Source organism: Mesorhizobium sp. WSM4842, from assembly GCF_055901575.1.
Window position 1 is genome coordinate 5,481,240 of sequence record NZ_CM148372.1, and the last position, 26,057, is coordinate 5,507,296.

Here is a 26,057-nt window from a genome sequence, read left to right on the forward strand (position 1 = left end):
CGGCCTGAGACAAATATTGGAAGGCCGGCGCGGCAAAACCTTGGCATTTGCAGCCATAGTAAATGGAGCGTTATCCGGGCGAACCGCCCTTTCGCCTCCGACAGGCGCCACCGGCACGCCGCGTTTCGGGGAAATAACTACGGAAAACAATTAGATGGATGGTTAACCTCAAGTGAAGAAAATCGGCTGGATTTGAGACAAATCCATCGCAAAATGCTTCGTTTCGAATTTGCCTAAAATTTGAGGAAAATTTTCGCTGACCGGGCAAGCCGTCCTTTGCGCGGCTATGCCACTATCGTACCCATAAAGAGGTCATGCCGCACGAATGCATGATCCGGTCACATATGAGGGCATACAGATGGGCTTTCTGATCAGAATGGCTTTCTGGTTTTCGCTGGTGCTTCTGGCACTGCCGCTGAATGTCGGCTCCGACGAGACAGGCCACCAAAGCGTCGGGCCGATCCAGGCGTTGTTTGCGGCACGCGAAGCCGTCGGCGACATTGCCGGCATATGCGAGCGCAGGCCCGATGTCTGCGAGACCGGCAAGTCCGCAATGCACACGATCACCGCCCGGGCCAAGGAGACCGCCAAGTTTGCGGCCGCCATGTTGGACGACAAGACGGGCGAACCAGACACGGCGACAATGACCGGCAGCTTGCCCAAAGGCATCGTCTTGCCCGCGAAAATCGACTTGCCGGCGAAAATCGATCTGCCGGCGAAAAACTGAGATATTTTTCAGTGCATCTATCACCGCACCACAGGCCGTCCGCCCGTCGACGCCTATGGTGTTTTTCCTCTTTTTCCGTGACGCGGCGTCGCCGGATGACTATATCCGGGGTGATGACCACGACGATCCAAACGATCCGCGACGACTTCTCCCTGCTTGACGAGTGGGAAGACCGCTATCGCTATGTGATCGAACTGGGCGAGGCCCTGCCGCCGTTTCCTGATGAGGAACGCAACCCTGCCAACAAGGTGCCCGGCTGCGTCAGCCAGGTCTGGCTGACCACCGAATATGGACCGGGTCCCGACCCAGTCGTCACCTTCGCCGGTGATTCGGACGCCCATATCGTGCGTGGCCTTGTCGCTATCATGCTGGCGCTGTTTTCCAGACGACCTGCCAGCGAGATCCAGAAAACCGACGCGGAAGCCACGCTGAGGGCACTTGGCCTCGACGAGCACCTGTCGCCGCAACGCGCCAATGGTCTTCGTTCCATGGTCAAGCGCATCAAACGCGACGCCGAGGCGGCGTTGAGGCAGACCGCCTGATTAGGCCGCGCGATTGCCCCGCATGACGGAGAGCCCGCACATGACGCAACGCATATCGGCTGCTCCAGCAATGCTCCGAAACCAAAACGGCGCCCGGAGGCGCCGTTGATCGTTCAACCCACGTTGGGAAGAGCCGATATCAGCGCCCCTTGCGCTTGCGGCCGAGACCCATTTTCTTGGCGAGCTGGGAGCGGGCGGCAGCATAGTTGGGAGCAACCATCGGGTAGCTTGCGTCCAGGCCCCATTTTTCACGATACTCGTCCGGCGTCAGACCGTAGTGGGTCATCAAGTGACGCTTCAGCGACTTGAACTTCTTGCCGTCTTCAAGACATACGATGTAGTCGTCATGGACGGAGCGTTTCGGGTTTACTGCCGGCTTCTGCTTGTCGGCAGGAGGCTGTTCACTGGCCCCGCCCACGCGCCCGAGGGCGGCATGGACATCGGCGATGAGGCTCGGCAGTTCGCCGACCGGCACCGGATTGTTGCTGACATAGGCGGCTACGACGTCGGCCGTCAATTCGATCAGCGCATCACTATTTCTGGAAGGTGTTTCGATAATATCCATGGCTTCCTGGCCCCAACGTGAGTTGTTTCTATCTGCGCCCTATTTTTGACAAGTCGGGCATCGCGCGAAATTTTTGCAGGAAAGAGCCTCTGCGATTCGCGTCGCAGCATCCTAATGAGCCACTAAACCAAGTAAGTCAATTCGCTTCTTGCGCTGTATTCATCGATGGCAATAAAAATATTCGACGATCAGCTTCAACCTTTCGTGCACTCTGTAACTTTGCGATATTTTCTGGGCAGACCAGCAGCGGCGGACGCCCGGTCGAGCTGCCGTTACATCCATGAGAGCCAGTAAAAAAAATCTCAATGCTTGGCTATGCTTGGTTGTGGCGCAGGCTAGCTGGTTGTTTTCAGAGTCCACAAAACCATAGGTTGCGATTTGCTTTTTGCAAGCTAGCCGGAAATCAGCACCGCGCACCGGCAGCGATCTATCAATGTGGAGTGATGTATTTTCCGTAGACCCAGCCGGTTACGAAGCCGTTCTGTGCCGGATCATGCCAGACTTCGCACCAGCGATAGCGGATCTTCTGTTCCTGCCATGCGCAGATTCAAAGGTGCTACAGCGTCCTTTGCGCGTCCAGAGGACGCGCGGCGCTGTAGTGCGGCTGCTTGGCGATGTCGAGCAGGTTTATGCCGCCTGTGCATTTCCCGGTCATCTGCAAAACGGCACCGTTGGGATAGGCGGCCTGCTTCTGGGATGGCCCCGCCGGATATTTGCGCACGTTGAGCGTGTCGCCAAACGGAACGTTGGTGACTTGCCAAGCTGCGAACACGGTTGCATGAGATTGGCCGGTAAAGGCCAAAACTGTCGAAGCGACGGCGAAAGCCGCAGCAACGTGAAAACGGAATTTCATTTTTCCCTCTCCTCCGGCTCATCTTCTGGAGCCCGACGCAAACATATATTCCGGCTCTTGAACCCGCGCTGATCGGCGTGTTCATTCTCCATTCAAGTAACTTCCACAGCGAGACGCAATGACCCAAACCCCAGCATTTCCAACTGTCAGCCCGCCACAACCCGAGAAGCGACCGGTCTTCGATCTGCATCATGGAGTATCCCGGACGGACGACTATGCCTGGCTGAGAGCCGACAACTGGCAAGAGATGTTCAGGGATCCGTCGCTGCTCGACGGCCAGATCCGCGCGCATCTCGAAGCCGAGAACGCCTATCAGGCGGCGTTGATGGCCGACACCGCCCAGTTGCGGAAGCAGCTTTTCAAAGAGATGAAGGGCCGCATCAAGGAAGACGATTCTTCCGTGCCGATGAAGGATGGGCCGTACGCCTATGGGTCATCCTTCAAGCTTGGCGGCGAGCAGCCGCGTTATTTCCGCACGCCGCGCGATGGCGGCGACCAGCAGATCCTGCTCGACGGCGACATCGAGGCCGAGGGCAAGGCCTATTTCCGCCTCGGTGGCGTCGACCATTCGGCCGATCACGGCAAGCTCCTGTGGGCATTCGACGACAAGGGCTCCGAGTTCTTCACGCTTCGTGTGCGCGATCTTGCCAGCGGCAAGGAGTTGCCGGACAGGATCCCGGACACGGGCGGCGGCGGCGTGTGGGATGCCGGAAATGACGGATTTTTCTACACCCGCCTCGATCCCAACCACCGTCCTTCCAAGGTGCTGTTCCATGCCCTTGGCGACAGTCCTGAGAACGACCGGCTGATCTACGAAGAAACCGATCCGGGCTTCTTCATGAATGTCGGCGGCACGCGCTCCAACGAATGGATCATGGTCGGCATCAACGACCACGAGACCTCGGAATACCGCATCATGAGCGCCAGCGAGCCATTCGCCGAACCGAAGCTGGTTTCGCTGCGCGAGACCGGCCTGCAATACGATCTCGAAGAAGGCGGCGATATCTTCTTCATTCTCACCAACGCCGACGGCGCCAAGGATTTCAAGATCATGACGGCGCCGGCGAGCGACCCAGTGCGCGCCAACTGGCAGGAGTTGGTGCCGCACGAAGCCGGCCGGCTGATCCTTTCGGTGATCGGCTTCAAGGACCATATGGTCAGGCTTGAACGCAAGGAAGGCCTGCCGCGCATCGTCGTGCGTGACCGCAAGAGCGGCGAGGAACACCTCATCTCCTTCGACGAGGAAGCCTTCTCGCTCGGCCTGTCGGGATCCTATGAATACGACACCGAGATCATGCGCTTTTCCTACTCGTCCATGACAACGCCGGCGCAGGTCTTCGATTACAACATGCGCACCCGCGAGCGCGTGCTGCTGAAGATCCAGGAAGTTCCGTCCGGTCACGACCCGGAGCATTACGTAACGCGGCGGCTGATGGCGCCCGCAGCCGACGGCGAACTGGTGCCGATCTCGCTCATCCACCATCGCGACACGCCGCTCGACGGATCAGCGCCTTGCCTGCTTTACGGCTACGGCTCCTACGGCATCACGGTCCCGGCCGCCTTCAACACCAATTTGTTTTCGCTGGTCGACCGCGGATTCGTCTACGCGATTGCCCATGTCCGCGGCGGCAAGGACAAGGGCTATGGCTGGTACGATGACGGCAAGCGGGCGCACAAGATAAACACGTTCACCGATTTCATCGCGGTCGCACACCACCTCGTCGCCGAGCGCTACACGGCTCATGACCGCATTGTCGCACAGGGCGGCTCGGCCGGCGGCATGCTGATGGGCGCGATCGCTAACATAGCGCCGGAATGCTTCGGCGGCATCGTCGCCGAGGTTCCGTTCGTCGACGTACTCACTACCATGCTCGACGCAACCTTGCCGCTGACGCCGCCGGAATGGCCTGAATGGGGCAACCCGATCGCGTCGGCGGAAGACTACCGGACGATCGCTGCCTACTCGCCTTATGACAATGTCGCCGCGCTTGACTATCCGCCGATCCTGGCGCTTGCCGGTCTTACCGACCCGCGTGTCACCTATTGGGAGCCGGCCAAATGGGTAGCGCGGCTGCGCGACCGCAAGACCGGCGACAATCCGGTGCTGTTCAAGATCAACATGGACTCCGGCCATGCCGGCGCATCCGGCCGGTTTTCCAGGCTCGAGGAAATCGCCTTCACCTATGCGTTTGCACTGAAGGTGGCAGGCAAGGCCGACCTTGCCACCACAGCGCCGCCAATCCTTTTGGACGCCCAAAGGGCGCTGTAGGAGCTTGATCTTGCGCACGATCCCCAGCGGGGAATCGATTCCGATTTCGGGTCATGGCCTGGCTGATTTTCCGCTCGCAATTGCGATGGCTGCGCGCTACCCAATGCGCGGCTTTTCGCAGCCGCGCCGCCAAAATCATCCAGTCAAGTCAAGGGTCTGCCATGTTGCTCGTCGACGTCTATCTCGACAAATCGCCCATCCAGGGCATCGGTGTCTTTGCCAAGAACCACATCCCACGCGGCACACTGGTCTGGAAGCTCGATCCCAATTACGACCGGCGTATCCCCGTCGAGGTCTATGAGCGCGAAACCGGGTCGGTTAAAGCCTATCTCGATCGCTATTCCTACCCCGACCGGCGCGACCCGAACTACATCGTTTTCGAAGCCGACGACGCGCGCTACATGAACCATGCCGATGACCCGAATTGCGACGTCGCCACACCCGAGGAGACATATGCGTTGCGTGACATAGCGCCCGGCGAGGAGATGACCTGCGACTACAATCATTTCTTCGAAGCCGGCTTCGATTTCCTCGGCGACCGCTGACGCGCCGCCATCCCGTCCGGTTTTCGCGTCAGCTCGAAGGCTGCTTGCGCGCCGGATAGCCATTGGGATGCGGCGGTATGGCCTTCAGATAGGCTGATATTGCCGCCCGGTCCTCGGGCGTCAGTTCGGCCATGTTTCTCTGCACGTCGACCATGGCGCCACCGACGGAATCGAAATCCGGCGTGAAGCCGGTTTCGAGAAAGTAGGCTATGTCGGCCTCCGACCAGTCACTGAGCCCGCCTTCGCCCGAAGTAATGTTCGGCACGATGCCGCTGCCTTCGGCAGCAGTGGCTCCGGCCAGCCACTCGCTCTTCCTGGTGCCGCCGGCAAAATCACGCGGCGTGTGGCATTCGCCGCAATGGCCCGGCCCTTCGACCAGGTAGCGGCCGGCCATCACCGGATCCGGCGTGCCATCGGGGAAGGAAACCACCGGCTGGTCACTCAAATAGAGACGTTTCCACAGCCCGATGCCGCGGCGGATGTTGAACGGGAATCCCAGCGAATTGGGCGGCGCCTTGCCGGCGACCGCTGGAAGCGTTTTCAGGAAGGCATGGAGGTCGGCAATGTCGGCCGGCCTCATGCGCGCGTAGGATGCATAGGGAAACGCCGGATAGAAGTGCTCGCCGCTCGGTGACACACCCTTCAGCATGGCGTTGGCGAGGTCTCCGACCGACCAGGCGCCGATACCGTCCTTGGCATCCTGCGAGATGTTCGGTGGCACGAAGGTGCCGAACGGCGTCTTGAGTTCGAGACCGCCTGCCAGTTGAAGGCGGGCATCGCCTTGTGAGCCTGGCTTCGCATGACACGATGTGCAGCCTCCGGCATAAAAAACGCGCTTGCCCCTGGCGGCATCGCCGGGGCCGAGCTGCGCCAGGGTCTCAGTGTCGAGCTTGACCGGCGCCGACAGGAACCAGCCGGCGACAGCGCCGGCGGCGCCCAGAACGAGGGGGGCGCCGACGAGTTTTTTCAGCCGGCGCATCGCCCGCTATCAGCCCTTCTTTATCCTGTATGTCTGGTGGCAGGTGCCACAATCGCCGCCTATGGTGTTGAACCCCGCCTTCAAGGCATCAACGTCGGCAGGGGCGGCGGCCGCCGCCGCCTTGACGTCGGCGAGATATTTTTCCTCAACCGTCTTGAAGCCGGCCATATCCTCCCAGATCTTGGGGGCAGCGGTGGTGTCGCCGGTTTCGCTGCCAGCCGGGAAAAGGGTCTCGACGTTTGCATGGAATTTCTCGGCGTTCGCCTGCAGCGCCTTCAACGCCACCAGCACGACCGCAGCGTCATAAGGGGTCTCGCCCTTGACCACTTTCGACAATTGGCCGGCGATCTTTCCACGTTCCTTCATCAGGGCCTGACGGTCCTGGATCGGATCGGCGAATGCCGCCGAACCGGCGAAGGCGAGCATCGAGATGGCGAGGATAAGCTTTCTCATTCAATTGGCTCCATGGTGAAGATGTTCGGGTGAAGGTCCGACTGATTGATAACGGCAAAATTGGCTTAAAAATTCCGGAAATTCGCCTCACGCTTGTGTGAATTTTCGCGACGATCGTTCTGTGCTGGAAAAGGGCGGCCGATCCCTTGAGCCAAAAAGAAAGCCCCGGTTTTGCCGGGGCTTTCCTGCAACTCAGTTAGGCCTATGCCTTTTCGTAGAGCTCGAGGACATGGTCCCAGTTGATGAGACTGTCGACGAAGGCTTCGAGATATTTCGGCCGGGCGTTGCGATAGTCGATGTAATAGGAGTGCTCCCAGACATCGACGCCCAGGATCGGCGTCGCGCCATGGACCAGCGGGTTCTCGCCGTTCGGCGTCTTCGAGATCGCCAGCTTGCCGTCCTTGACCGAAACCCAGGCCCAGCCCGAACCGAACTGAGTGGTTCCGGCGGCGATGAAGTCGGCCTTGAACTTGTCATAGCCGCCGAGGTCGCTGTCGAACGCCTTTTGCAGCGCGCCCGGCAATTTGTTGCCGCCGCCGCCCTTCTTCATCCACTTCCAGAAATGGATGTGGTTGTAATGCTGGCCGGCATTGTTGAAGAGCCCGGGGTTCTTGCCGAAGGACTGTTTCACAACCTCTTCGACCGACAAATCGCCTAGCCCGGCTTCGGCAGCAAGCTTGTTGCCGTTGTCGACATAGGCCTTGTGGTGCTTGTCGTGGTGATACTCCAGCGTCTCCTTCGACATGTAAGGCTGCAAAGCCTCGTAGTCATAGGGCAAGGCGGGCAGTTCAAAAGCCATCGGTCGTACTCCTCGTGGAAAAATCCGGTGCAATACTGGACTAACATAGGTCTGGATTGATATGGAGCAACTCCGGAATGAAGTGCCGGTTCGCTTTTTCGCCAGTCAGCCGGTCGAAGTCGAATGCGCCCAATCCCAGTAGAGTTCGCGCGCCTTCTTGGCTACAGGCCCGGGCTGAAGATTGCGATCCTCGATGCGGGTGACCGGCACGACCTTCGAATGGTTTCCCGTCGAGAATATCTCGTCCGCTTCGAGGAAATCGCGCACCGACAGCGTCTTTTCGGTGGTCTTGAACCCATACTCGTCAAGCAGCATCATCGTCCGCGAGCGGGTTATGCCGGACAGGAACGTGCCGTTCGGCGCCGGCGTCAGGACATGGCCGTCTTTGACCAGGAAAATGTTCGAGGTTCCGGTCTCGGCGACATTGCCAAGCATGTCGAGCACCAAGGCATTGTCGAAGCCGCGCATCTTGGCTTCGAGGATGGCACGACCGTTGTTGGGATAAAGGCAGCCGGCCTTGGCGTTGGTCGGCATGGTTTCGATGGTCGGACGCCGGAACGGCGAGACGGTGACCGAAAAGCCCGACGGTGGGATCATCGGCGATTCATAGAGGCAAAGGCAGAAACGGGTCGAGGCCGGATCGGCCGGCACGCCCATATAGCCACCATGCTCGGCCCAGTACATCGGCCTTATGTAGACCGCCGTCTTGCCGTCGAACTTCTTCAGCCCGTCCCAGGTCAGCCCGACGATCTTTTCGGCGCTCATGGATGGTTTGAGACCAAGCGCGATCGCCGAAGCGTTTACCCTCGCGGCGTGGCGGTCGAGGTCGGGGGCGACGCCCTCGAACCAGCGGGCACCGTCGAACACGCTGGTGCCGAGCCACATGGCATGACTGCGCGGCCCTAGGATGGCGACGTTGCCTTCGTACCAGTCGCCATCCACAAAGGTCCATGTCGCGGATTGCGCCGCAGTCGCCAGTGTCATCGCTTGGTGTCCGTTCCAGACTGTCCTGTGTCGCCATTGGAAGATGCTTTGGCGTCTGCCGTCAACGGGCATCGCTGAGATTTGTTGAGGCCAGCGCTATGTGAACTGCAATCTGTGCTTGCGCCTAGCCTTGCCTCGCCGCAAAACTGTCACCATGCACCACGCGGCTTACGTTTTCGACGCTTACGGCACGCTGTTCGATGTCCATGCCGCCGTGCGCCGTCATGCCGACCAGATCGGGCCGGATGGCCAGCTCCTGTCGGAGATATGGCGCGCCAAGCAGCTGGAATATTCCTGGGTCAGGACGCTGATGGGCGCCTACGCCGATTTCTGGCAACTCACCGAGCAGGCGCTCGATTTCGCGCTGCGCAAGGTTCCCTCGGCGGACAAGGGGCTCAGGGCCAAGCTGCTCGACGCCTATTGGCGGCTGGACTGCTATCCGGAGGTGCCCGTCGTGCTCAGGGCGCTCAAAGCATCTGGCGCCAAGCTGGCGATACTCTCGAACGGCTCGCCTGAAATGCTGGAGGCGGCGGTCAACTCGGCCGCGCTCGACCAGTTTCTGGACGACATCTATTCCGTCGACGCCGTCAAGCGCTTCAAGGCCGATCCGTCGGTCTACGACATGGTCACGACAGGCTGGCGCCTCTATCCGGGTGCGGTGTCGTTTCAGTCATCGAACCGCTGGGACGTCGCCGGCGCCACCAAATTTGGTTTCCGGACAGTCTGGATCAACCGCTCCAACCAGCCCGAAGAATACCATGACTTTCCGCCGGCCCTAATCCTGCCCTCGCTCGAAGGCTTGCTGACTGGAGGCTGACGCATGACCCAAAATCGGAATCGATTTCTGGAAGGGACCATGCGCAAAGTAAAAGTGCTACAGCGTCCTTACGCGTCCAAATGGACGTCGCGCGCTGTCGCCCTGTTGCCCCGGCGCAACAGCGGCGGAACCGTCACAGCTTTGCCTTTGTTTGTCCACCCTCAGGCCAGAATCGGAACCGCCTATCGCGCCGGGCATTGGTAGGGCTGGCGCCGTACTGATCGGCGTATTGATGTTTTGTTTCGATTTGAGACCTAAAGGCAACCATGTTCACAACCGAAATCGAGTCCTATCGCCTGAGCCGTCGCGGCTTTCTCAACGCCGCTGCGCTCGGCGCCGCCTCGATTGCGGTTTCCGCCTGCACCACGGTGGGAGGGCAGCCGGTCGAGCCGCCGCCGCCAGCCAACGTCGAGCCGCCGCTCCTGGACTATGCAACAATGTACGCTCCGGTCAGCGACGGTGGGTTCGAGCTCCCGGGCATACCGTTCGAGAAAATCGACGAGCAATTTCTGCGTCAGATCGTTCCCGATCCGACCGGCCAACGGCCCGGCACCATTGTCGTCGATACGGCTGGCCACCACCTCTATCTCGTGCGTTCGGGCGGAAAAGCCATTCGTTACGGCGTCGGGCTGGGTCGCGCCGGTTTCGAATGGTCTGGCGATGCCGTCGTCCAGTGGAAGCAGAAGTGGCCGAAATGGACCCCGCCGACCGAAATGATCGCCCGCCAGCCCGAGCTCGCAAAATACAGCGCCGAGAATGGCGGCATGCCCGGCGGGCTGACGAATCCGCTCGGCGCGCGGGCGCTGTATCTGTTCGAGGGCAACGAGGACACGCTTTACCGCCTGCACGGTTCGCCGGAGTGGTTCTCCATAGGCAAATCGGTATCATCCGGCTGCGTTCGCTTGATAAATCAGGACATTATCGATCTCTACGACCGCGTGCCCAACAAGACGCCGGTGGTCGTTACCGCCGGTGTCGGTCAGGAGCTGGTTGCCACGGCAGACCGCAAAGCCATTCCGATCGATGCGGGCGTCCCGGAAGGATCGATCCTGCTCGGCCCGGCAAGAACGATCTCTGACTCGATTTTCTGAGCTGGTCGAAAGCGCTGGAGCGGTGGACTTTCGGCGCCGCAACTTTCCGGTCCGATGCTTTTCCCTGAGCAGTCGGATTCTCGCAAAACCGGTGCCCACTTTGGGTCCGATGCGGTGCTTTCAGCGCCGCCCCCTTGCCAGGCTTCCGAGGATGCCGCGCACGATTGCCCGTCCGACGGATGACCCGACCGAACGAACGACCGATTTGATCGCCGCCTCCGCCACCGTCTGGCGATTTGACGCTCGCGGCGCCGGTGCTCGCCTGCCGCCGGTGGGCTGGTGGGCGGGATCGTCATTGCCGAAGCCTGGAATGGTCCAGCGTGAGCGGCCGCTCTCCTGCTGCTGCGCCTCCGCGTCCAGCGCATCCTTGGCCTTTTTCTGCAGCATCTCGAAAGCCGAGTCGCGATCGACGGTCTGATCGTACTGTCCCGCGACCGGGCTCTCGGTGATCAGCGTACGGCGCTCGTCAGGCGTGATCGGCCCAAGTCGCGACGACGGCGGGCGAACCAGGGTCCGCTGGACCATGGACGGAACACCTTTGGCTTCCAGCGTCGAGACCAGCGCCTCGCCGGTGCCGAGCTGCGTGATCACGGTTGCACAGTCGAAATCGGGATTGGGCCTGAACGTCTCGGCGGCGGTCCTCACGGCCTTCTGCTCCCGTGGCGTGTAGGCGCGCAGGGCGTGCTGCACGCGGTTGCCGAGCTGGGCTAGAACCGTTTCGGGGATATCCAGCGGATTCTGGGTGACGAAGTAAACGCCGACGCCCTTCGAACGGATCAGGCGGACCACCTGTTCGACCCGGTCGATCAGCACCCTCGGCGCGTCATCGAACAGAAGGTGCGCCTCGTCGAAGAAGAAGACCAGCTTTGGCTTGTCGGGGTCGCCGACTTCGGGAAGCTCCTCGAACAACTCCGACATCAGCCACAACAGGAATGTCGCATAGAGCCTGGGATTCATCATCAGCTTGTCGGCAGCCAGCACGCTGATGGCGCCGCGCCCGTCGCGGGTGGTACGCATGATGTCGGCGATGCGCAACGCCGGCTCGCCGAAGAAATTCGTCGCTCCCTGCTGCTCCAGGACCAGCAGCGTGCGCTGGATCGCGCCGACCGAGGGCTTGGTCACATTGCCGTAGCGAGCGCCGATTTCTTCGGCGCGTTCGGCGATGTTGGCAAGAAGCGCTTGCAGGTCCTTCAGATCCAGCAGCAACAAGCCCTCTTCGTCGGCGATGCGGAAGGCGATGTTCATGATGCCTTCCTGCGCCTCGGACAGGTTCATCAGGCGCGACAGAAGCAGCGGCCCCATTTCCGAGACGGTGGCGCGGATCGGATGGCCCTGCTCGCCGAACAAATCCCAGAAGATGACCGGAAATTCCTGGAAGTCATAAGGATCGAGCTTGACCTGCTCGGCCCGCTTGACCAGAAAATCCTGTGCCGTGCCCATCATGGCGATACCGGACAGATCGCCCTTGATGTCGGCGCAGAAGACCGGCACGCCGGCATTGGAGAAACCTTCCGCCAGAATCTGCAAGGTCACGGTCTTGCCGGTGCCGGTCGCGCCAGTGACCAGGCCGTGACGATTGCCATACTGAAGCAGCAGATTTTCGGCGCGCTGGTAGCTGTCATCAGGCTTTCGGCTGGCTCCTATGAAAATACTGGTGTCGTCAGCCATGTGTCCGGTCTCCGCAAACCTGAAGTGTTGAACGCCCTGGTCTATTGAAAGTAGCGGGGCTCGCCGCAGGTATAATGACGCCATTGCGCAGCGACAATGGCCATGGTCGAAATTGGGCTTTTTGGAGCTTGCGGATTTTGCGCATGTTTGGCAATCGGTTGACGGTTCACTGTCGCAGGACGCGTGTTGCATTGTGATATGGGACGGGGAACCGTAGACTGACGTTCCAGGCCTATCGGCCGAGAAGACGAGGAGAGCGGATGGGCGCCGGTGCCTTGAACCACGATGCCAAACTTCCGAACCCTGACCGGCAGCGGTGGCTGGCCCTTGCGGAAAAAGCCTTGGCCGGCGGATCCTTCGAGGAAAAGCTCGTATCCCATACGGACGATGGCATCCGCATCGAGCCACTCTATGATCGTTCGGTCACGGCAGAGCCTCTCGCGCGGGCAAATCCCAGATCGCCGTGGATCGTCAGCCAGCGTATCGACGACCCCGATGTCGACCGCGCCAAAGCCCAGGCCCTGGAAGACGTCGCACAGGGCGCCACCGGATTGTCGCTTGTCTTCGAAGGCGCGCCGAATGCGTTCGGCTACGGCCTGCCGAGGACTGCCGAGGCGCTGGAGACCGTGCTCGACGGCGTGCCGCTCAATCGCATCCAGGTCCGCATCGACGCGCATCCCTGGAGCCGCGCCGTGGCCGACTGGCTGGTTTCGTTCTTGAGCAAGCGCCGGTCGGACCCGGCAAAACTCAACCTTTCCTTCGGTATCGATCCGGCGGCGATCTTTGCCGGAACCGGCCGCTTGCGGATGTCGATCGAGGCCCTGCAGGCATCGATGCCGCAGTCCCTGGCACATTTTTTCTCGATGGGCGTGCCCGGGGTTCTGCTGGAGGCAGACGGACGCGTCTTCCACAATGCCGGCGCCACCGAAGCGCAGGAGCTGGGCGCCATGATGGCTTCGGCGGTCTCCTATCTCCGGATGTTCGAGGAGGCGCGCCAGCCGCTCGTCTATGCGGCGCCCCATATCGGCTTTGCGCTGAGCGTCGACCAGGATCAATTCGTGTCGATGGCCAAGGTCAGGGCTTTGCGCAGGCTGTGGGCGCGTGTTCAGGAGGCATGCTCGATCGCCGCCTCCACCGCCAACATTCATGCCGAGACGTCCTTCCGCATGATGACTTCGGCGGACCCGGAGACGAACATCCTGCGTACTGCGATCGCCGGTTTTGCCGCGGCAGCCGGCGGGGCGGATTCGATCTCCATCCTGCCGCATACGATCGCGCATGGCCTGCCGGCGGGCTTTGCCCGGCGTGTCGCCCGCAATACGCAACTGATCATGGCCAGCGAAAGCCATATCGACCATGTCGCCGACCCTGCTTGCGGTTCGGGCGCGGTTGAAGCGCTGACCGCCGAACTCTGCGAAGCAGCGTGGGAAGAATTCCAGCGGATCGAGGCGGAAGGCAGCGTGCTGTCCAGCCTGCAGCAAGGACACATCCAGAAACGGGTTCAGGCGGCCGCCGCCCGCCGCAATGCTGCCTATCAGGCGGGCGATCGGGCCATCATCGGCACGACGCTTCACCCGTCGAAGTCCGAACGTCCGGTCGAAACGCTGGCGGCGGAGCGGCGGCCTGCCGTCACCGAGGGCGTAGCGGTGTGCGAGCCGCTGTTTCCGATCCGCATCGATCAATCGATCGGAGCAGCGCCATGATCCCGGATTTCAGCCAGATCGGCTGGTCGGCGCCGCGCCGGGCGCCGATCGAGGCCAAGGGCCAGCGGATGACCCCGGAAGGGCTGGCCATCAAGCATCTGTACAACCAGGGCGACCTCCAGGGGTTACCGCATCTCGACACCTATCCGGGCCTGCCGCCATTCGTGCGCGGCCCCTACCCGACCATGTACGTCCAGCAGCCGTGGACGATCCGGCAATATGCCGGATTCTCGACGGCGGAAGAGTCGAATGCCTTTTACCGGCGCAACCTTGCAGCCGGCCAGAAGGGACTGTCGGTCGCTTTCGACCTCGCCACGCATCGCGGCTACGACAGCGATCATCCGCGTGTCGCCGGCGATGTCGGCATGGCCGGCGTCGCCATCGATTCCATCCTCGACATGCGCCAGCTCTTCGACGGCATACCACTTGACGAGATGACGGTGTCGATGACCATGAATGGCGCGGTGCTGCCGATCATGGCGCTCTACATCGTGGCGGCGGAAGAACAGGGCGTTGCGCAGAAGGACCTCGCCGGAACCATTCAGAACGACATCCTGAAAGAGTTCATGGTGCGCAACACCTACATCTATCCGCCAAAGCCTTCGATGCGGATTGTGTCGGACATCTTCTCCTACACGTCGCAGCACATGCCGAAGTTCAATTCGATTTCGATCTCCGGCTATCACATGCAAGAGGCAGGTGCGACCGCCGACCTCGAGCTCGCCTACACGATCGCCGACGGCATCGAATATGCCCGCGCCGGTGTCGCGGCGGGTCTCGATATCGACCGTTTCGCGCCGCGCCTTTCCTTCTTCTGGGCGATCGGCATGAACTTCTTCATGGAGGTCGCCAAGCTAAGGGCAGCCCGCCTTTTGTGGTCGAACCTGATGCTGAAGAACTTCTTGCCGAAGGACGACCGCTCGCTGTCGCTGCGTACCCATTGCCAGACTTCGGGCTGGTCGCTGACGGCGCAGGATCCCTACAACAACATCATCCGCACCATGATCGAGGCGATGGCGGCGACGCAGGGTCATACGCAATCGCTGCATACCAACTCCTTCGACGAGGCGATGGCGCTGCCGACCGACCATTCGGCTCGTATCGCCCGCAACACGCAGCTCATCCTGCAAAAGGAATCCGGTACCACCCGCATCATCGATCCATGGGGAGGCTCCGCCTATCTCGAACGGCTGACGCATGACCTGGCGGCGCGCGCGCTTGCCCATATCGAAGAGGTCGAGAGCCTGGGCGGGATGGCCGCCGCAACCGAAAAAAACATACCGAAGCTGCGCATCGAAGAGGCCGCCGCGCGCACGCAGGCGCGGATCGATTCCGGCGAGCAGATACTGGTCGGCGTCAACGCCTATCGTCCGGAGACGGACATCAAAGTCGACGTGCTGAAGATCGACAACGCCGAAGTCAGAGCCCGTCAATTGTCGAAACTGCAACGGCTGAAAGGCACGCGCGACGTCGCTGCTGTCGAGAGCGCACTGAGTGCGCTGAGCCGCGCTGCGGAGAGCGGCGAAAATCTGCTGGAGTTCGCCATTCGCGCCGCGCGCGCCAACGCCACGGTCGGCGAGATTTCGCTGGCTCTGGAAAAGGTCTTCGGCCGCCATGTCGCTTCGGTCCAGACGATCTCCGGCGTCTACCGCAAGGCGCTCGGCGACAATCCGGTGGTCGACCGTCTGCAGGACAAGATCGTGGCGTTCGAGGAGAAGTCCGGCGGCAAGCCGCGCATTCTCGTCGCTAAGATGGGGCAGGACGGCCACGATCGCGGCCAGAAGGTCATCGCCACGGCCTTTGCCGATCTCGGCTTCGACGTGACCGTCGGACCGATGTTCCAGACGCCGGACGAGATCGCCAGGCTCGCGGTCGAGCACGACGTGCATATCATCGGCGCCTCGTCGCTGGCGGCGGGACATTTGACGCTCATTCCCGAACTCAAGGACGCGCTGAAGAAGCTCGGACGCGACGGCATATTGATCGTCGCCGGCGGCGTTATCCCGCCGCAGGATTACGATGCTGTGATGCAGACGGGGGCCGCGGAGATCTTCCCGCCGGGCACGGTCATCCCCGAGGCCGCAGACCGACTGATGGACCGGCTGTTGCGGGTTGGATGAGCCGTTATAACATATGTTGAAACGAGGGCGGGTTTCGTTATAATTAGTGTTGCAACCAAGGTGCAACGCCATGAACACGACCATCCGCAAGATCGGCAATTCCGAAGGCGTCATCCTGCCGAGGGAGCTTCTCGATCGTCTGAACCTGAAGGCTGGCGACCAGCTTCAAATCGTTGAAACCGGTGATGGCCTTGCGCTGAAGCCGGTGGACGATAGCTTCGAGCGGCAAATGAAAGCTGCCCGCGAGGTGATGGACAAATACAAAGTGGCGCTTCGAAAGCTCGCCGAATGAGCTGGCAATTCCTGAGCCGGCGCGCCGTGGAAGCGATGCACGCGGAGCAGCTGCGCCGGCATGGCGGCGCACAAGGTTTGAGAGACGAGAATGCTCTTGAATCGGCGCCCGCCCGAGCCGAGAACAAGGCGAACTATGGTGATCCATCGATCGAGGATCTGGCTGCGGCCTATATCTTCGGCACCGCCAGAAATCACGCCTTTGTCGACGGCAACAAGCGCACGGCCATCGTCGCCGCCGGCGCGTTCCTGGTTGTCAACGGCTATACGCTGACGGCCGACAACGGCACGATCTATGAATTCGTCACGGGTGTCGCCGCCGGCGAGATCGACGAGGCTGGGGCGGCGGCATTCTTCCGCGACCATGTCGTCAAGATCGAGGTCTAATTGTCGGAGAGCTTGACGATTTCCCACTCCTTGCCGTTCACCACGGCAATTTCGCCGACCTTCTTGCCGAACAAAGCCAGGGCCATCGGTGAAACATGGGAAATCGTGCCCTTGGCCGGATCGGCCTCATCCTCGCCGACGATCTTCCAGTGCACCTTCCTGCCGTCATCGCCTTCCAGCGTGACGCCCATGCCGAAGCGAACCAGGTCGCTGCCCGGTTCCGGCACGGAAAGCTCGGCGCTTTCACGCCGCGCGGTCCAGTAGCGCAGGTCGCGCGAGATGAGCGCGATGCGCTCGCGGTCGGCCCTCTTTTCCGCTCGGGCCAGATCATCGCGCAGGGCAGCCAGTTCGGCGTCGATCAGCGCCAGGCCGCGTTGCGTCACCAGATTGCGGTGCGGACTGATCGGCCGCTCGCCGATGCCGGCGATGGCGTTTTCGCTATCCTCTTCGCGCGTGAAGGCTCTGCTCATTGGTCGAGCTTATGCCTCGCGCGGCGACTCCACAAGCTATTGCCGGCAAACCCGATCGGCCGATCGGTCTGGCACGATTCCTGCGGAGCGACGGCCGAACGCTGGGACACTGTGCCGATGTTGAACAGACGAAAATTTGTCGCACAAACCGCCGGCTTTGCCGTCCTGGGCCTCTCGCTCGGCAAGGCAGCGGCGGGCAGCCTGCCCGGCATCGACAATGCCTCGATGCGCGGCTGGATCAACGCTGCCGACCTCGGCGTGCAGCCCGGAGCGCTTGACGACCAGAGCGAGGCCTTCGCCACGCTGCTGCGCGAGGCAAACGACCGCGACATGCCGGTGTTCCTGCCGCCGGGCACCTATGTCGTATCCAACCTTTCGCTGCCCAGCCGTATCAGACTTTCCGGCGTGCCGGGCGCATCGCGGATCGTCTATGGCGGCAATGGCCACCTGCTCATGGCCGAACAGGCTGAGCATGTCGAATTCACCGGATTGGTATTCGACGGCACCAACCGCTGGATGGCCGATTACGCGCAGGGCCTGCTCGACCTTCGCCGCGTCGCTCACCTCGTCATCGACAATTGCCAGATATCAGGCAGCGGCAAGAGCGGCCTGGCGCTCGAGCACGCTTCGGGCCGCATCGAGCGCTCTGAAATATCGGGCGCGGCCGACGCCGGCATCTATTCGGTCGAAGCCGCCGGCCTGGAGATATCAGGCAACACCGTTTCCGACTGCGCCAATGGCGGTATCCTCGTGCACCGCCGGCAAACGGCCGAGGACGGCACCATCGTCAGCGGCAACCGGGTCGAGCGCATTCAGGCGCAGAGCGGCGGAACCGGCCAGAACGGCAACGGCATCAATGCGTTTCGCGCCGGCAACGTCGTCATCTCGGGCAATATCGTCTCAGATTGTGCGTTTTCGGCGATCCGCGCCAACAGCGCCAGCAATCTGCGTATCACCGGCAACACCTGCTCGCGGTCGGGCGAAACGGCGCTCTATAGCGAATTCTCCTTCGAGGGGGCGATCGTCAGCAACAACATCGTCGACGGCGCCGCCAACGGCATCTCTATCGTCAATTTCAACGAAGGCGGCCGCATGGGCGTGTGTTCGGGAAACATCGTCCGCAACCTCTCGACCAGTGGCCCCTACCCTGCCGATCCGCCCGGTTTCGGCATCGGTATCAACGTTGAAGCGGATACCACCGCCTTCGGCAACGTGATCGAGAATGCGCCGCTCTACGGCATGCACATCGGCTGGGGGCCGTTCATGCGCAATGTGGTCGCCACCGCGAATATCATCCGCAAGGCCGGAACCGGCATCGCCGTCACCGTGGTCGAGGGCGCCGGGACGGCGGTCGTCTCCGACAATGTCATCGACGGCGCCCAGAACGGGGCTATCGTCGGCCACCGCTGGGCCGAGCCGGTGACCGGCGATCTCGCCTCGTCAGGCAATGCCGGCTATGCGCATCTGACCATCGAGCGCAATCATGTGAGCTGAATGCCCGATCTCAGTGCAGCAGTGGGGCGGAGTGCGCCGACCTTGGCGCCGATCCGGCTTTGGATGGGTGGATTTGCCTGTTCGATCAGCTTCTTCGCCAGTGCCTTGTCGGCGTGCAAAAGCCTGGCCATGCATGCCGCGACCATGACTTCAGCCGCGCGGCCAGCGCCATCATCGCATTTGAGCGCAATGCCAAGGCCAAGCTCCGGAAGGGCTGCGCAATAGACGCCTTCGGCCCCTCCCTTGACAAAAATCCGGCCGGGAGCGGCCTCCATCAGCGCAACATCGGCCCTGCCTGTGCCGGCGACCAGAAAGGGCTCGGCCATGCAGGCGGAAAGCAGCCGCTTTGCGGCTTTGGCGCGCACGGGTTCAAAGCCGACCCCGGTCGCCATGCGGGCAAAGCCGAGCGCGAAGCTGCGTAGCGGCACGGCATAGGTCGGGATCGAGCAGCCGTCAGTACCGCAATGATCGAAATCATGGGCGGCACCGGTCACCGCCTGCATCGCATCGCGCACCATCTCCTGCGAGGCATGGCCTGATTTGACATAGCCGCGATGGGCGATGCCGGCGTGGACGCAGGTGCAGAGAAAGCCCGCATGCTTGCCAGAACAATTGTTGTGCAGCGCATTTGGCAAGTTGCCGGCGCTGGCTAGCGCAAGCGTCGCGTCGTGGCCGGATGGCCAATGTGCGCCGCATTCCAGCGCCGCCTCGTCCAGCCCGGCCTTCGCCAGCATCGCCCGCGCCAGTTCGACATGCGCCGGCTCGCCGGAATGCGAAGCGCAGGCTAGCGCTAGTTCGCGGTCGCCGAAATCATACGCATCGGCCGCGCCGCTTTCGACCAGCGGCAGCGCCTGAATCGCCTTGACCGCCGAGCGTGGGAACACAGGGCGGGCCGTATCGCCGATTTCCCAGACCGGCTTGCCATCGGCATCGAAGACCGCAATGGCGCCACGATGGGCGCTCTCGACCACGGCGCCGCGCAAAACTTCGACCAGAACCGGATTCGTCATGATTTCCCCGCTTACGCATGACCTCGAAAGTCATGCGTAAAATCAAAGTGTTACAGCGTCCTTTGCGCGCCCGGAAGGGCGCGCGGCGCTGTAATGCGGGCCGCTTTTATCTGATCCGATCGAGAATGGAAACGTAGTTGGCGACCGCAGCGCCGCCCATGTTGAAGATGCCGCCGAGCTTTGCTCCCGGTACCTGGATGCCGCCGGCCTCGCCGACGAGTTGCATGGCGCTCAGCACGTGCATCGAGACGCCGGTGGCGCCGATCGGGTGCCCCTTGGCCTTCAGCCCGCCGGACGGATTGACCGGCAGCCGGCCATCCTTCGCCGTCTCGCCGTCCAGCGCCAGTTTTGCGCCCTCGCCCGGTTTCGCCAGTCCCATCGCCTCATATTCGATCAGCTCGGCGATGGTGAAGCAGTCATGCGTCTCGACGAAGGACAGATCATCGAGCGTCACACCAGCCCTCTTCAGCGCCTGGTTCCAGGCCTGTTCGCAGCCTTCGAACGCCAGGATATCGCGCTTCGACATCGGCAGGAAATCCTGCACATGCTCGTTGGCGCGGAAGGCGACGGCGCGGCGCATCTTTAACGCAGTCGCCGTGTCGGCAAGGACCAGGGCGGCGGCGCCGTCCGAAACCAATGAGCAGTCGGTGCGTTTCAGAGGACCAGCGACGAAGGGGTTCTTCTCGCTCTCGTGCCGGCAGAACTCATAGCCGAAATCCTTGCGCAGCTGCGCATAGGGATTGTCGACGCCGTTCTTGTGGTTCTTGGCGGCGATCATCGCCAGCGCGTCCGACTGGTCGCCATAGCGCTGGAAATAGGCTTGGGCGATCTTGCCGAAAACGCCGGCGAAGCCTGCCGGCGTGTCGCCCTCCTCGGGCAGATACGAGGCTTTGAGAAGGTTCTTGCCGATTTCTGGACCTGATGTCGTCGTCATCTGTTCGGCGCCGACCACCAGCACGATGCGGGCGGCATTGGCGTCGATGGCGCGGATGCCTTGCCTGACCGCCGCCGATCCGGTGGCGCAAGCGTTCTCGACGCGGGTCGCCGGCTTGAAGCGCAGCCGGTCGTCGGCCTGCAGGACCAGGCTTGCGGTGAAATCCTGTGCGGAAAAGCCGGCATTGAAGTGGCCAAGCACGATCTCGTCGACCTCGTCCGGACCGATGCCGGCATGATCGAGCGCCTCGTTAGCCACCTTGGTGATCAGGCCCTCCAGCGTCTCGCCTTCGAGCTTGCCGAAACGCGAATGCGCCCAGCCGACGATGCATGCTGTCATGGTTTATCTCCATCCTGCGGGCCGGGCTACGCGATGTCGCAGCGCCTCAGCATTGTTCAAGCATGAACCGTTCCAGCGACTTCGTGAAGGGGCCAGAACCACACAATCGCTTGATCTTGAGTATCTGGTCACGGCACCTGACTTTTGCCACCAAATCAGGCTGGATTTTTGTTGATTGATCCGTCAATAAAAAATAACCTCGCCGCAACAGGCCGGAGCAAAGATGCCGAAAATCGGAATGGAGCCGTTGCGCCGCAGGGCGCTGATCGACGCGACGATCTCGGCGATCGGCGAGCGCGGTTCGCTTGATGTGACGATGTCGGAAATCGCCGGGCGCGCCGGCGTGTCCTCGGCGCTTGCCCATCACTATTTCGGCGCCAAGGACGAGCTTTTGCTGGCGACGATGCGGCACATCCTGGCCGAGCTGACCGCCGACATGCGGCGCGCGCTACGATCGGCCAGCACGGCACGCCAGCGCGTTTCGGCCGTCGTCGCCGTCAATTTCTCCGACGTCCAGTTCCAGCCGGAAACGATCGCCGCCTGGCTCGCCTTCTATGTCGAGGCGCAGAAATCGTCAGCGCTGCGCCGGCTGCTCAAGGTCTATGCGCGGCGCCTGCATTCCAATCTGTTGAGCGGGCTGACCGGTATCCTGCCGAGAAGCGAAGCCGACCGCGTTGCCGAGGCGACAGCGGCGCTGATCGACGGGCTGTACATCAGGCGCGCGCTGAAGGACGGCGTGCCCAATGCCGCGACCGCGATCGCGCTGATCGAGGATTATCTCGAAACGAAACTCGGCCGGCGGAGCGCGCAGTGACGTCCAAGCGACCCAATTTCCTGATCTTCATGGTCGATCAGCTCAACGGCACATTGTTCCCGGACGGACCGGCGGACTTCCTGCATGCGCCGCATCTGAAGGCGCTGGCCGCTCGTTCGGCGCGCTTCAAAAACAATTACACCGCCTCGCCGCTCTGCGCGCCGGGCCGCGCCTCGTTCATGAGCGGCCAGTTGCCGTCGCGCACCGGGGTCTACGATAACGCCGCCGAATTCGTCTCGTCGATCCCGACCTTCGCCCATCATCTGCGCGCCGCCGGCTACTACACCTGCCTGTCCGGCAAGATGCATTTCGTCGGGCCGGACCAGTTGCACGGTTTCGAGGAGCGGCTGACCACTGACATCTATCCCGCCGATTTCGGCTGGACGCCGGATTACCGTAAGCCCGGCGAGCGTATCGACTGGTGGTATCACAATCTGGGCTCGGTGACCGGCGCCGGCGTCGCCGAGACCACCAACCAGATGGAATATGATGACGAGGTGGTGTTCCTGGCCACGCAGAAACTCTATCAGCTTTCGCGCGAACAGGATGATGCGAACCATCGGCCCTGGTGCCTCACCGTTTCGCTGTCGCACCCACACGATCCCTATGTCGCGCGCAAGCAGTATTGGGATCTCTACGAAAACTGCCAGGCGCTCGACCCAGAAACAGGGTTCATCGCGCATGACGAGCAGGATGTGCATTCGCAGCGGCTGTACCGCGCAAGCGACTATCCCTCGTTCGAGATCACCCCTGAGCAGGTGCGACGTTCGCGGCGCGGCTATTTCGCCAACATCTCCTATGTCGACGACAAGCTCGGCGAGCTTTTGGACGTTCTCAAGCGAACACGCATGCTCGACGATACCGTCATCCTGTTCTGCTCGGACCACGGCGACATGCTCGGCGAACGCGGCCTGTGGTTCAAGATGAGCTTCTTCGAAGGCTCGGTGCGGGTGCCGCTGATGATCGCCGGCAAGGGCATACAAGCCGGGCAGATCGATGCACCGGTCTCCAATCTCGACGTAACGCCGACGCTTTGCGACCTCGCCGGCATCGATATCGGGGCGATCGCGCCATGGACCGACGGCCAGTCGCTGCTGCCGCTCACAGAGGGCAGGCAGCGCACCGCGCCTGTGTTGTTGGAGTATGCAGCGGAAGGCTCCTGCGCGCCCTTGGTGGCGATCCGCGACGGTAGATACAAGTTCGTCCATTGCGAGCTTGACCCGCCGCAGCTGTTCGATCTCGAAGCCGATCCGCTCGAGCGAGACAATTTGGCCGACGACCCGGTCAATGCGGACCTGGTGGCGACGTTCATGGACAAGGTTCGGGCGCGCTGGGACATGGCCGGCTTCGACGCCGCCGTGCGCGAAAGCCAGGCGCGCCGCTGGGTCGTCTATCCGGCGCTGCGCAATGGCGCCTACTACCCCTGGGATTTCCAGCCGCTGCAAAAGGCATCGGAGCGCTACATGCGCAATCACATGAACGTCGACAATCTCGAAGAGAGCAAAAGGTATCCGCGAGGCGAATGATGACAACCCTTGTGCCCTCCCTCGATCACCTCAAACAGGCCTATGCGGTCACCGCCAAGGCGACGCAGATCACGCCGCTGCTGGAGTCGGCGGCCCTTGCCCGCGAGACCGGTGCTGCCCGCGTCTTCGTCAAGCCGGAATCGCTGCAATGGGCCGGCTCCTTCAAGGTACGCGGCGCCTATTGGCGGCTGAAGCGGCTGTTGCCTGATGAGGCCAGCAAGGGCGTCGTCGCCTATTCCTCCGGCAATTTTGCGCAAGGGCTGGCCGCCGCCGGCCAGGCGCTGGGCATTCCGGTGACCATCGTCATGCCGATCGACGCGCCGGCCGCCAAGCGCGACGCAACGACCGGCTATGGCGCGCGCGTGGTGCTGACCGACCATGGCGAACGCGCGCGTGAGGAGGTGGCCGCCGCCACGGCGCGCGAGATCGCCGAGACCGAGGGGCTGGCGCTGCTGCATCCGTTCGACGATCCGGAGATCGTCGCTGGCCAGGCTGGAGTGGGGCTGGAGGCACTCGAGCAACTCGATGCCAGGGATGCCAGCGCCGATCTTCTGTTCTGTTCGGTCGGCGGCGGCGGGCTGATCGGCGGCGTTTCGCTGGCTTTCCACTATCTGTCGCCGGCGACCGAGATCATCGGCGTCGAGCCGGAAGGTTTCAACGGCATGGGCTCGTCGCTGGCGCATGGCGTCATCGAAACCATGCCGATCGGGCCGAAATCGATATGCGACGGGCTGATGGCACGCAAGCCTGGCGACGCGCCATTCGCGGCGGTCAGAACCGCGGGCGTTCGGGGCATCACCGTCGACGATCAATCGGTGCGCCGCGCGATGCGCATCGCCTTCGAACGGATGAAGCTGGTGCTGGAACCTTCGGGCGCTGCATCGCTGGCGGCGCTGCTCGGCGGCAAGGTGGAAGTGAGCGGGAAGACCGTGCTCGTGGTGGCAACCGGCGGCAATGTCTCGCTCGCCGATTTCGTGGTGCTTGTGAACGATGCTTGAGGCGGATTTCGTCATCATCGGCGCCGGCTCGGCCGGCTCGGCCATGGCCTACCGGCTGTCGGAGGACGGCAAGCATTCGGTGATCGTCATCGAATTTGGCGGCAGTGATGTCGGGCCGCTGATCCAGATGCCGTCGGCGCTGTCGATCCCGCTCAACATGAGCCTCTACGACTGGGGCTTTGCCAGCGAGCCGGAACCGCATCTCGGCGGCCGCGTGCTGGCGACGCCGCGCGGCAAGGTCATCGGCGGCTCGTCCTCGATCAACGGCATGGTCTATGTGCGCGGCCACGCCCGCGACTTCGACCACTGGGCCGAACAGGGCGCGGCCGGCTGGGGGTTTGCCGACGTGCTCCCCTACTTCAAGCGCATGGAGGACGCCAACGGCGGCGAGAATGGCTGGCGCGGCCACGGCGGCCCGCTGACCGTGCAGCGCGGCTCGCGGACCAATCCACTCTACGGCGCCTTCGTCGACGCAGGCCGTCAGGCCGGCTTCGAGTTGACCGACGACTACAATGGCGCGAAGCAGGAAGGTTTTGGGCCGATGGAACAGACAATTCGCGGCGGCCGCCGCTGGTCGGCGGCGAGCGCCTATCTCAGGCCGGCGCTGAGGCGGAAAAATGTAAGCCTGGTCAAGGGCTTCGCCCGACGGGTGATCATCGAGAATCAACGCGCCACCGGCGTCGAGATCGAAGTGCGCAGACGGATTCAGGTGATCAAGGCGCGACGTGAAGTGATCGTTGCCGCGTCCTCGATCAATTCGCCCAAGATCCTGATGCTGTCCGGCATCGGCCCGGCCCAACATCTCAGGGAATACGGCATTCCGGTGATCGCCGACCGGCCCGGCGTCGGCCGCAACCTGCAGGACCATATGGAGCTCTATATCCAGCAGGAATCCACCCAGCCGATCACGCTGAATTCGGTGCTGAACCCGTTGTCGAAGGCACTGATCGGCGCGCAATGGCTGTTCTTCAAGTCGGGTCTTGGCGCAACCAACCATTTCGAGGCGGCCGCCTTCGTGCGCTCGCGCGCCGGCGTCGACTATCCCGACATCCAGTATCATTTCATCCCGGCGGCGGTCCGCTATGACGGCAGGGCGGCGGCGAAAGCGCATGGTTTCCAGGCGCATGTCGGGCCGATGCGATCGAAGTCGCGCGGTTCTGTCATGCTACGCTCGCCCGATCCGAGATCGAAGCCGGTGATCCGCTTCAACTACATGTCGCATCCGGACGACTGGACCGAGTTCCGCCACTGCATACGGCTGACGCGCGAGATCTTCGGCCAGTCGGCATTCGATCCTTATCGCGGCAGGGAGATCTCGCCGGGCTCGCACGTCCAGTCGGACGACGATCTCGATGCCTTCATTCGCGATCACGCCGAAAGCGCCTACCACCCTTGCGGAACCTGCAAGATGGGCCGTACCGATGATCCGATGAGCGTCGTCGATCCGGAATGCCGTGTCATCGGTGTCGAAGGGCTGCGGGTCGCCGATTCCTCGATCTTCCCGCGCGTCACCAACGGCAATCTCAACGCGCCGTCGATCATGACCGGCGAGAAGGCCGCCGACCACATTCTCGGCCGCACGCCGCTGGCGCCGTCCAACCAGGAGCCATGGATCAATCCGCGCTGGCAGGCATCGGACAGATAAGCCATGATCTGACGGACTGTCCGCCCGCCGGTCC

25 protein-coding genes are annotated in these 26,057 nt (G+C 62.2%); 15 read left to right on the top strand and 10 right to left on the bottom strand.

Annotation, left to right across the window (positions count from 1 at the left end):
- Positions 1–358: 358 nt before the first annotated feature.
- Entirely contained in the window at positions 359–727 is a 369-nt protein-coding gene (locus AC0NIE_RS26805; protein WP_473488802.1) for a DUF5330 domain-containing protein, read from the top strand.
- A 113-nt stretch (positions 728–840) separates the two neighbouring features.
- On the top strand, positions 841–1,269 hold the full coding sequence (locus AC0NIE_RS26810) for a SufE family protein (RefSeq protein ID WP_123149279.1): 429 nt from the start codon (positions 841–843) through the stop codon (positions 1,267–1,269).
- Between the two features lie 139 nt (positions 1,270–1,408).
- On the opposite strand, the gene AC0NIE_RS26815 is transcribed toward AC0NIE_RS26810, so the two are convergent.
- Both AC0NIE_RS26815 and AC0NIE_RS26820 read right to left on the bottom strand, forming a co-directional pair.
- A complete protein-coding gene (locus AC0NIE_RS26815; protein ID WP_023800837.1) occupies positions 1,409–1,834 on the bottom strand; it encodes a Ros/MucR family transcriptional regulator in 426 nt (141 codons plus the stop codon).
- 556 nt (positions 1,835–2,390) lie between these two features.
- Positions 2,391–2,687, bottom strand: coding sequence for a hypothetical protein (locus AC0NIE_RS26820; RefSeq protein ID WP_473488801.1), 297 nt, complete (start codon positions 2,685–2,687; stop codon positions 2,391–2,393).
- A 118-nt stretch (positions 2,688–2,805) separates the two neighbouring features.
- Here AC0NIE_RS26820 and AC0NIE_RS26825 point away from each other — a divergent pair, with 118 nt between their 5' ends.
- Positions 2,806–4,956: a S9 family peptidase gene (locus AC0NIE_RS26825; protein ID WP_473488800.1), complete on the top strand. Its 2,151-nt coding sequence runs from the start codon at positions 2,806–2,808 to the stop codon at positions 4,954–4,956.
- A 161-nt stretch (positions 4,957–5,117) separates the two neighbouring features.
- Positions 5,118–5,501, top strand: coding sequence for an SET domain-containing protein (locus AC0NIE_RS26830; protein ID WP_123149280.1), 384 nt, complete (start codon positions 5,118–5,120; stop codon positions 5,499–5,501).
- A gap of 28 nt (positions 5,502–5,529) precedes the next feature.
- Here AC0NIE_RS26830 and AC0NIE_RS26835 read toward each other — a convergent pair whose 3' ends face one another.
- The 4 genes from AC0NIE_RS26835 to AC0NIE_RS26850 all read right to left on the bottom strand — a co-directional run bounded on the left by AC0NIE_RS26835 (position 5,530) and on the right by AC0NIE_RS26850 (position 8,716).
- Positions 5,530–6,480: a c-type cytochrome gene (locus AC0NIE_RS26835; protein WP_473488799.1), complete on the bottom strand. Its 951-nt coding sequence runs from the start codon at positions 6,478–6,480 to the stop codon at positions 5,530–5,532.
- A 9-nt stretch (positions 6,481–6,489) separates the two neighbouring features.
- Positions 6,490–6,933 carry a c-type cytochrome gene (locus AC0NIE_RS26840; RefSeq protein ID WP_473488798.1) on the bottom strand — a complete coding sequence of 148 codons (444 nt, stop codon included), beginning with the start codon at positions 6,931–6,933 and terminating at the stop codon, positions 6,490–6,492.
- 202 nt (positions 6,934–7,135) lie between these two features.
- Positions 7,136–7,732, bottom strand: coding sequence for a superoxide dismutase (locus AC0NIE_RS26845; protein WP_029354634.1), 597 nt, complete (start codon positions 7,730–7,732; stop codon positions 7,136–7,138).
- 105 nt (positions 7,733–7,837) lie between these two features.
- On the bottom strand, positions 7,838–8,716 hold the full coding sequence (locus tag AC0NIE_RS26850) for a branched-chain amino acid aminotransferase (RefSeq protein ID WP_123149222.1): 879 nt from the start codon (positions 8,714–8,716) through the stop codon (positions 7,838–7,840).
- A gap of 154 nt (positions 8,717–8,870) precedes the next feature.
- On the opposite strand from AC0NIE_RS26850, the gene AC0NIE_RS26855 reads away from it, so the two are divergent.
- Positions 8,871–9,533: a haloacid dehalogenase type II gene (locus tag AC0NIE_RS26855; protein WP_473488816.1), complete on the top strand. Its 663-nt coding sequence runs from the start codon at positions 8,871–8,873 to the stop codon at positions 9,531–9,533.
- Positions 9,534–9,799: 266 nt separating this feature from the next.
- Complete coding sequence (locus tag AC0NIE_RS26860) at positions 9,800–10,624, top strand: L,D-transpeptidase (protein WP_473488797.1); 825 nt, start codon at positions 9,800–9,802, stop codon at positions 10,622–10,624.
- Between the two features lie 120 nt (positions 10,625–10,744).
- Here the strand turns inward: AC0NIE_RS26860 and AC0NIE_RS26865 are convergent, their stop codons facing one another.
- A complete protein-coding gene (locus AC0NIE_RS26865) occupies positions 10,745–12,292 on the bottom strand; it encodes a helicase HerA-like C-terminal domain-containing protein (protein WP_473488796.1) in 1,548 nt (515 codons plus the stop codon).
- Positions 12,293–12,552: 260 nt separating this feature from the next.
- On the opposite strand from AC0NIE_RS26865, the gene AC0NIE_RS26870 reads away from it, so the two are divergent.
- From AC0NIE_RS26870 to AC0NIE_RS26885, 4 genes are all read left to right on the top strand, one after another.
- Positions 12,553–13,995: a methylmalonyl-CoA mutase subunit beta gene (locus tag AC0NIE_RS26870; RefSeq protein WP_473488795.1), complete on the top strand. Its 1,443-nt coding sequence runs from the start codon at positions 12,553–12,555 to the stop codon at positions 13,993–13,995.
- A complete protein-coding gene (scpA, locus tag AC0NIE_RS26875; protein WP_473488794.1) occupies positions 13,992–16,115 on the top strand; it encodes a methylmalonyl-CoA mutase in 2,124 nt (707 codons plus the stop codon). The genes AC0NIE_RS26870 and scpA overlap by 4 nt, the downstream gene beginning before the upstream one ends.
- 70 nt (positions 16,116–16,185) lie before the next feature.
- Positions 16,186–16,407, top strand: a complete 222-nt coding sequence (locus tag AC0NIE_RS26880) for an AbrB/MazE/SpoVT family DNA-binding domain-containing protein (RefSeq protein WP_123149228.1) — start codon at positions 16,186–16,188, stop codon at positions 16,405–16,407.
- Positions 16,404–16,793: a type II toxin-antitoxin system death-on-curing family toxin gene (locus AC0NIE_RS26885; protein ID WP_473488793.1), complete on the top strand. Its 390-nt coding sequence runs from the start codon at positions 16,404–16,406 to the stop codon at positions 16,791–16,793. The genes AC0NIE_RS26880 and AC0NIE_RS26885 overlap by 4 nt, the downstream gene beginning before the upstream one ends.
- Here the strand turns inward: AC0NIE_RS26885 and greA are convergent.
- Positions 16,790–17,263 carry a transcription elongation factor GreA gene (gene greA, locus AC0NIE_RS26890; protein ID WP_473488792.1) on the bottom strand — a complete coding sequence of 158 codons (474 nt, stop codon included), beginning with the start codon at positions 17,261–17,263 and terminating at the stop codon, positions 16,790–16,792. The two genes, AC0NIE_RS26885 and greA, sit on opposite strands and share 4 nt — an antisense overlap.
- 117 nt (positions 17,264–17,380) lie before the next feature.
- Here greA and AC0NIE_RS26895 point away from each other — a divergent pair, with 117 nt between their 5' ends.
- The gene (locus tag AC0NIE_RS26895) at positions 17,381–18,757 is read left to right on the top strand and encodes a TIGR03808 family TAT-translocated repetitive protein (protein ID WP_473488791.1); all 1,377 of its coding nucleotides are present in this window, start codon (positions 17,381–17,383) and stop codon (positions 18,755–18,757) included.
- Here AC0NIE_RS26895 and AC0NIE_RS26900 read toward each other — a convergent pair.
- Positions 18,745–19,767, bottom strand: coding sequence for an asparaginase (locus tag AC0NIE_RS26900; RefSeq protein WP_473488790.1), 1,023 nt, complete (start codon positions 19,765–19,767; stop codon positions 18,745–18,747). The two genes, AC0NIE_RS26895 and AC0NIE_RS26900, sit on opposite strands and share 13 nt — an antisense overlap.
- A 106-nt stretch (positions 19,768–19,873) precedes the next feature.
- Positions 19,874–21,040: an acetyl-CoA acetyltransferase gene (locus tag AC0NIE_RS26905; protein WP_473488789.1), complete on the bottom strand. Its 1,167-nt coding sequence runs from the start codon at positions 21,038–21,040 to the stop codon at positions 19,874–19,876.
- Positions 21,041–21,263: 223 nt separating this feature from the next.
- On the opposite strand from AC0NIE_RS26905, the gene betI reads away from it, so the two are divergent.
- Genes betI through betA form a run of 4 tightly spaced genes read left to right on the top strand, consistent with a single transcriptional unit; the run spans position 21,264 to position 26,023 of the window.
- On the top strand, positions 21,264–21,854 hold the full coding sequence (betI, locus tag AC0NIE_RS26910) for a choline-binding transcriptional repressor BetI (protein ID WP_473488788.1): 591 nt from the start codon (positions 21,264–21,266) through the stop codon (positions 21,852–21,854).
- The gene (gene betC, locus AC0NIE_RS26915; RefSeq protein WP_473488787.1) at positions 21,851–23,380 is read left to right on the top strand and encodes a choline-sulfatase; all 1,530 of its coding nucleotides are present in this window, start codon (positions 21,851–21,853) and stop codon (positions 23,378–23,380) included. The genes betI and betC overlap by 4 nt, the downstream gene beginning before the upstream one ends.
- On the top strand, positions 23,377–24,378 hold the full coding sequence (locus tag AC0NIE_RS26920) for a threonine/serine dehydratase (RefSeq protein ID WP_473488786.1): 1,002 nt from the start codon (positions 23,377–23,379) through the stop codon (positions 24,376–24,378). The genes betC and AC0NIE_RS26920 overlap by 4 nt, the downstream gene beginning before the upstream one ends.
- Positions 24,371–26,023 (top strand): choline dehydrogenase, encoded by a 1,653-nt coding sequence (gene betA / locus AC0NIE_RS26925; protein WP_473488785.1) that lies wholly within the window; start codon positions 24,371–24,373, stop codon positions 26,021–26,023. Before AC0NIE_RS26920 ends, betA begins: the two co-directional genes overlap by 8 nt.
- Positions 26,024–26,057: the final 34 nt, after the last annotated feature.

Coding starts and splice junctions, on each gene's coding strand:
- AC0NIE_RS26805 (WP_473488802.1), top strand. CDS start 359: ATGGGCTTTCTGATCAGAATGGCTTTCTGGTTTTCGCTGGTGCTTCTG.
- AC0NIE_RS26810 (WP_123149279.1), top strand. CDS start 841: ATGACCACGACGATCCAAACGATCCGCGACGACTTCTCCCTGCTTGAC.
- AC0NIE_RS26815 (WP_023800837.1), bottom strand. CDS start 1,834: ATGGATATTATCGAAACACCTTCCAGAAATAGTGATGCGCTGATCGAA.
- AC0NIE_RS26820 (WP_473488801.1), bottom strand. CDS start 2,687: ATGAAATTCCGTTTTCACGTTGCTGCGGCTTTCGCCGTCGCTTCGACA.
- AC0NIE_RS26825 (WP_473488800.1), top strand. CDS start 2,806: ATGACCCAAACCCCAGCATTTCCAACTGTCAGCCCGCCACAACCCGAG.
- AC0NIE_RS26830 (WP_123149280.1), top strand. CDS start 5,118: ATGTTGCTCGTCGACGTCTATCTCGACAAATCGCCCATCCAGGGCATC.
- AC0NIE_RS26835 (WP_473488799.1), bottom strand. CDS start 6,480: ATGCGCCGGCTGAAAAAACTCGTCGGCGCCCCCCTCGTTCTGGGCGCC.
- AC0NIE_RS26840 (WP_473488798.1), bottom strand. CDS start 6,933: ATGAGAAAGCTTATCCTCGCCATCTCGATGCTCGCCTTCGCCGGTTCG.
- AC0NIE_RS26845 (WP_029354634.1), bottom strand. CDS start 7,732: ATGGCTTTTGAACTGCCCGCCTTGCCCTATGACTACGAGGCTTTGCAG.
- AC0NIE_RS26850 (WP_123149222.1), bottom strand. CDS start 8,716: ATGACACTGGCGACTGCGGCGCAATCCGCGACATGGACCTTTGTGGAT.
- AC0NIE_RS26855 (WP_473488816.1), top strand. CDS start 8,871: ATGCACCACGCGGCTTACGTTTTCGACGCTTACGGCACGCTGTTCGAT.
- AC0NIE_RS26860 (WP_473488797.1), top strand. CDS start 9,800: ATGTTCACAACCGAAATCGAGTCCTATCGCCTGAGCCGTCGCGGCTTT.
- AC0NIE_RS26865 (WP_473488796.1), bottom strand. CDS start 12,292: ATGGCTGACGACACCAGTATTTTCATAGGAGCCAGCCGAAAGCCTGAT.
- AC0NIE_RS26870 (WP_473488795.1), top strand. CDS start 12,553: ATGGGCGCCGGTGCCTTGAACCACGATGCCAAACTTCCGAACCCTGAC.
- scpA (WP_473488794.1), top strand. CDS start 13,992: ATGATCCCGGATTTCAGCCAGATCGGCTGGTCGGCGCCGCGCCGGGCG.
- AC0NIE_RS26880 (WP_123149228.1), top strand. CDS start 16,186: ATGAACACGACCATCCGCAAGATCGGCAATTCCGAAGGCGTCATCCTG.
- AC0NIE_RS26885 (WP_473488793.1), top strand. CDS start 16,404: ATGAGCTGGCAATTCCTGAGCCGGCGCGCCGTGGAAGCGATGCACGCG.
- greA (WP_473488792.1), bottom strand. CDS start 17,263: ATGAGCAGAGCCTTCACGCGCGAAGAGGATAGCGAAAACGCCATCGCC.
- AC0NIE_RS26895 (WP_473488791.1), top strand. CDS start 17,381: ATGTTGAACAGACGAAAATTTGTCGCACAAACCGCCGGCTTTGCCGTC.
- AC0NIE_RS26900 (WP_473488790.1), bottom strand. CDS start 19,767: ATGACGAATCCGGTTCTGGTCGAAGTTTTGCGCGGCGCCGTGGTCGAG.
- AC0NIE_RS26905 (WP_473488789.1), bottom strand. CDS start 21,040: ATGACAGCATGCATCGTCGGCTGGGCGCATTCGCGTTTCGGCAAGCTC.
- betI (WP_473488788.1), top strand. CDS start 21,264: ATGCCGAAAATCGGAATGGAGCCGTTGCGCCGCAGGGCGCTGATCGAC.
- AC0NIE_RS26920 (WP_473488786.1), top strand. CDS start 23,377: ATGATGACAACCCTTGTGCCCTCCCTCGATCACCTCAAACAGGCCTAT.
- betA (WP_473488785.1), top strand. CDS start 24,371: ATGCTTGAGGCGGATTTCGTCATCATCGGCGCCGGCTCGGCCGGCTCG.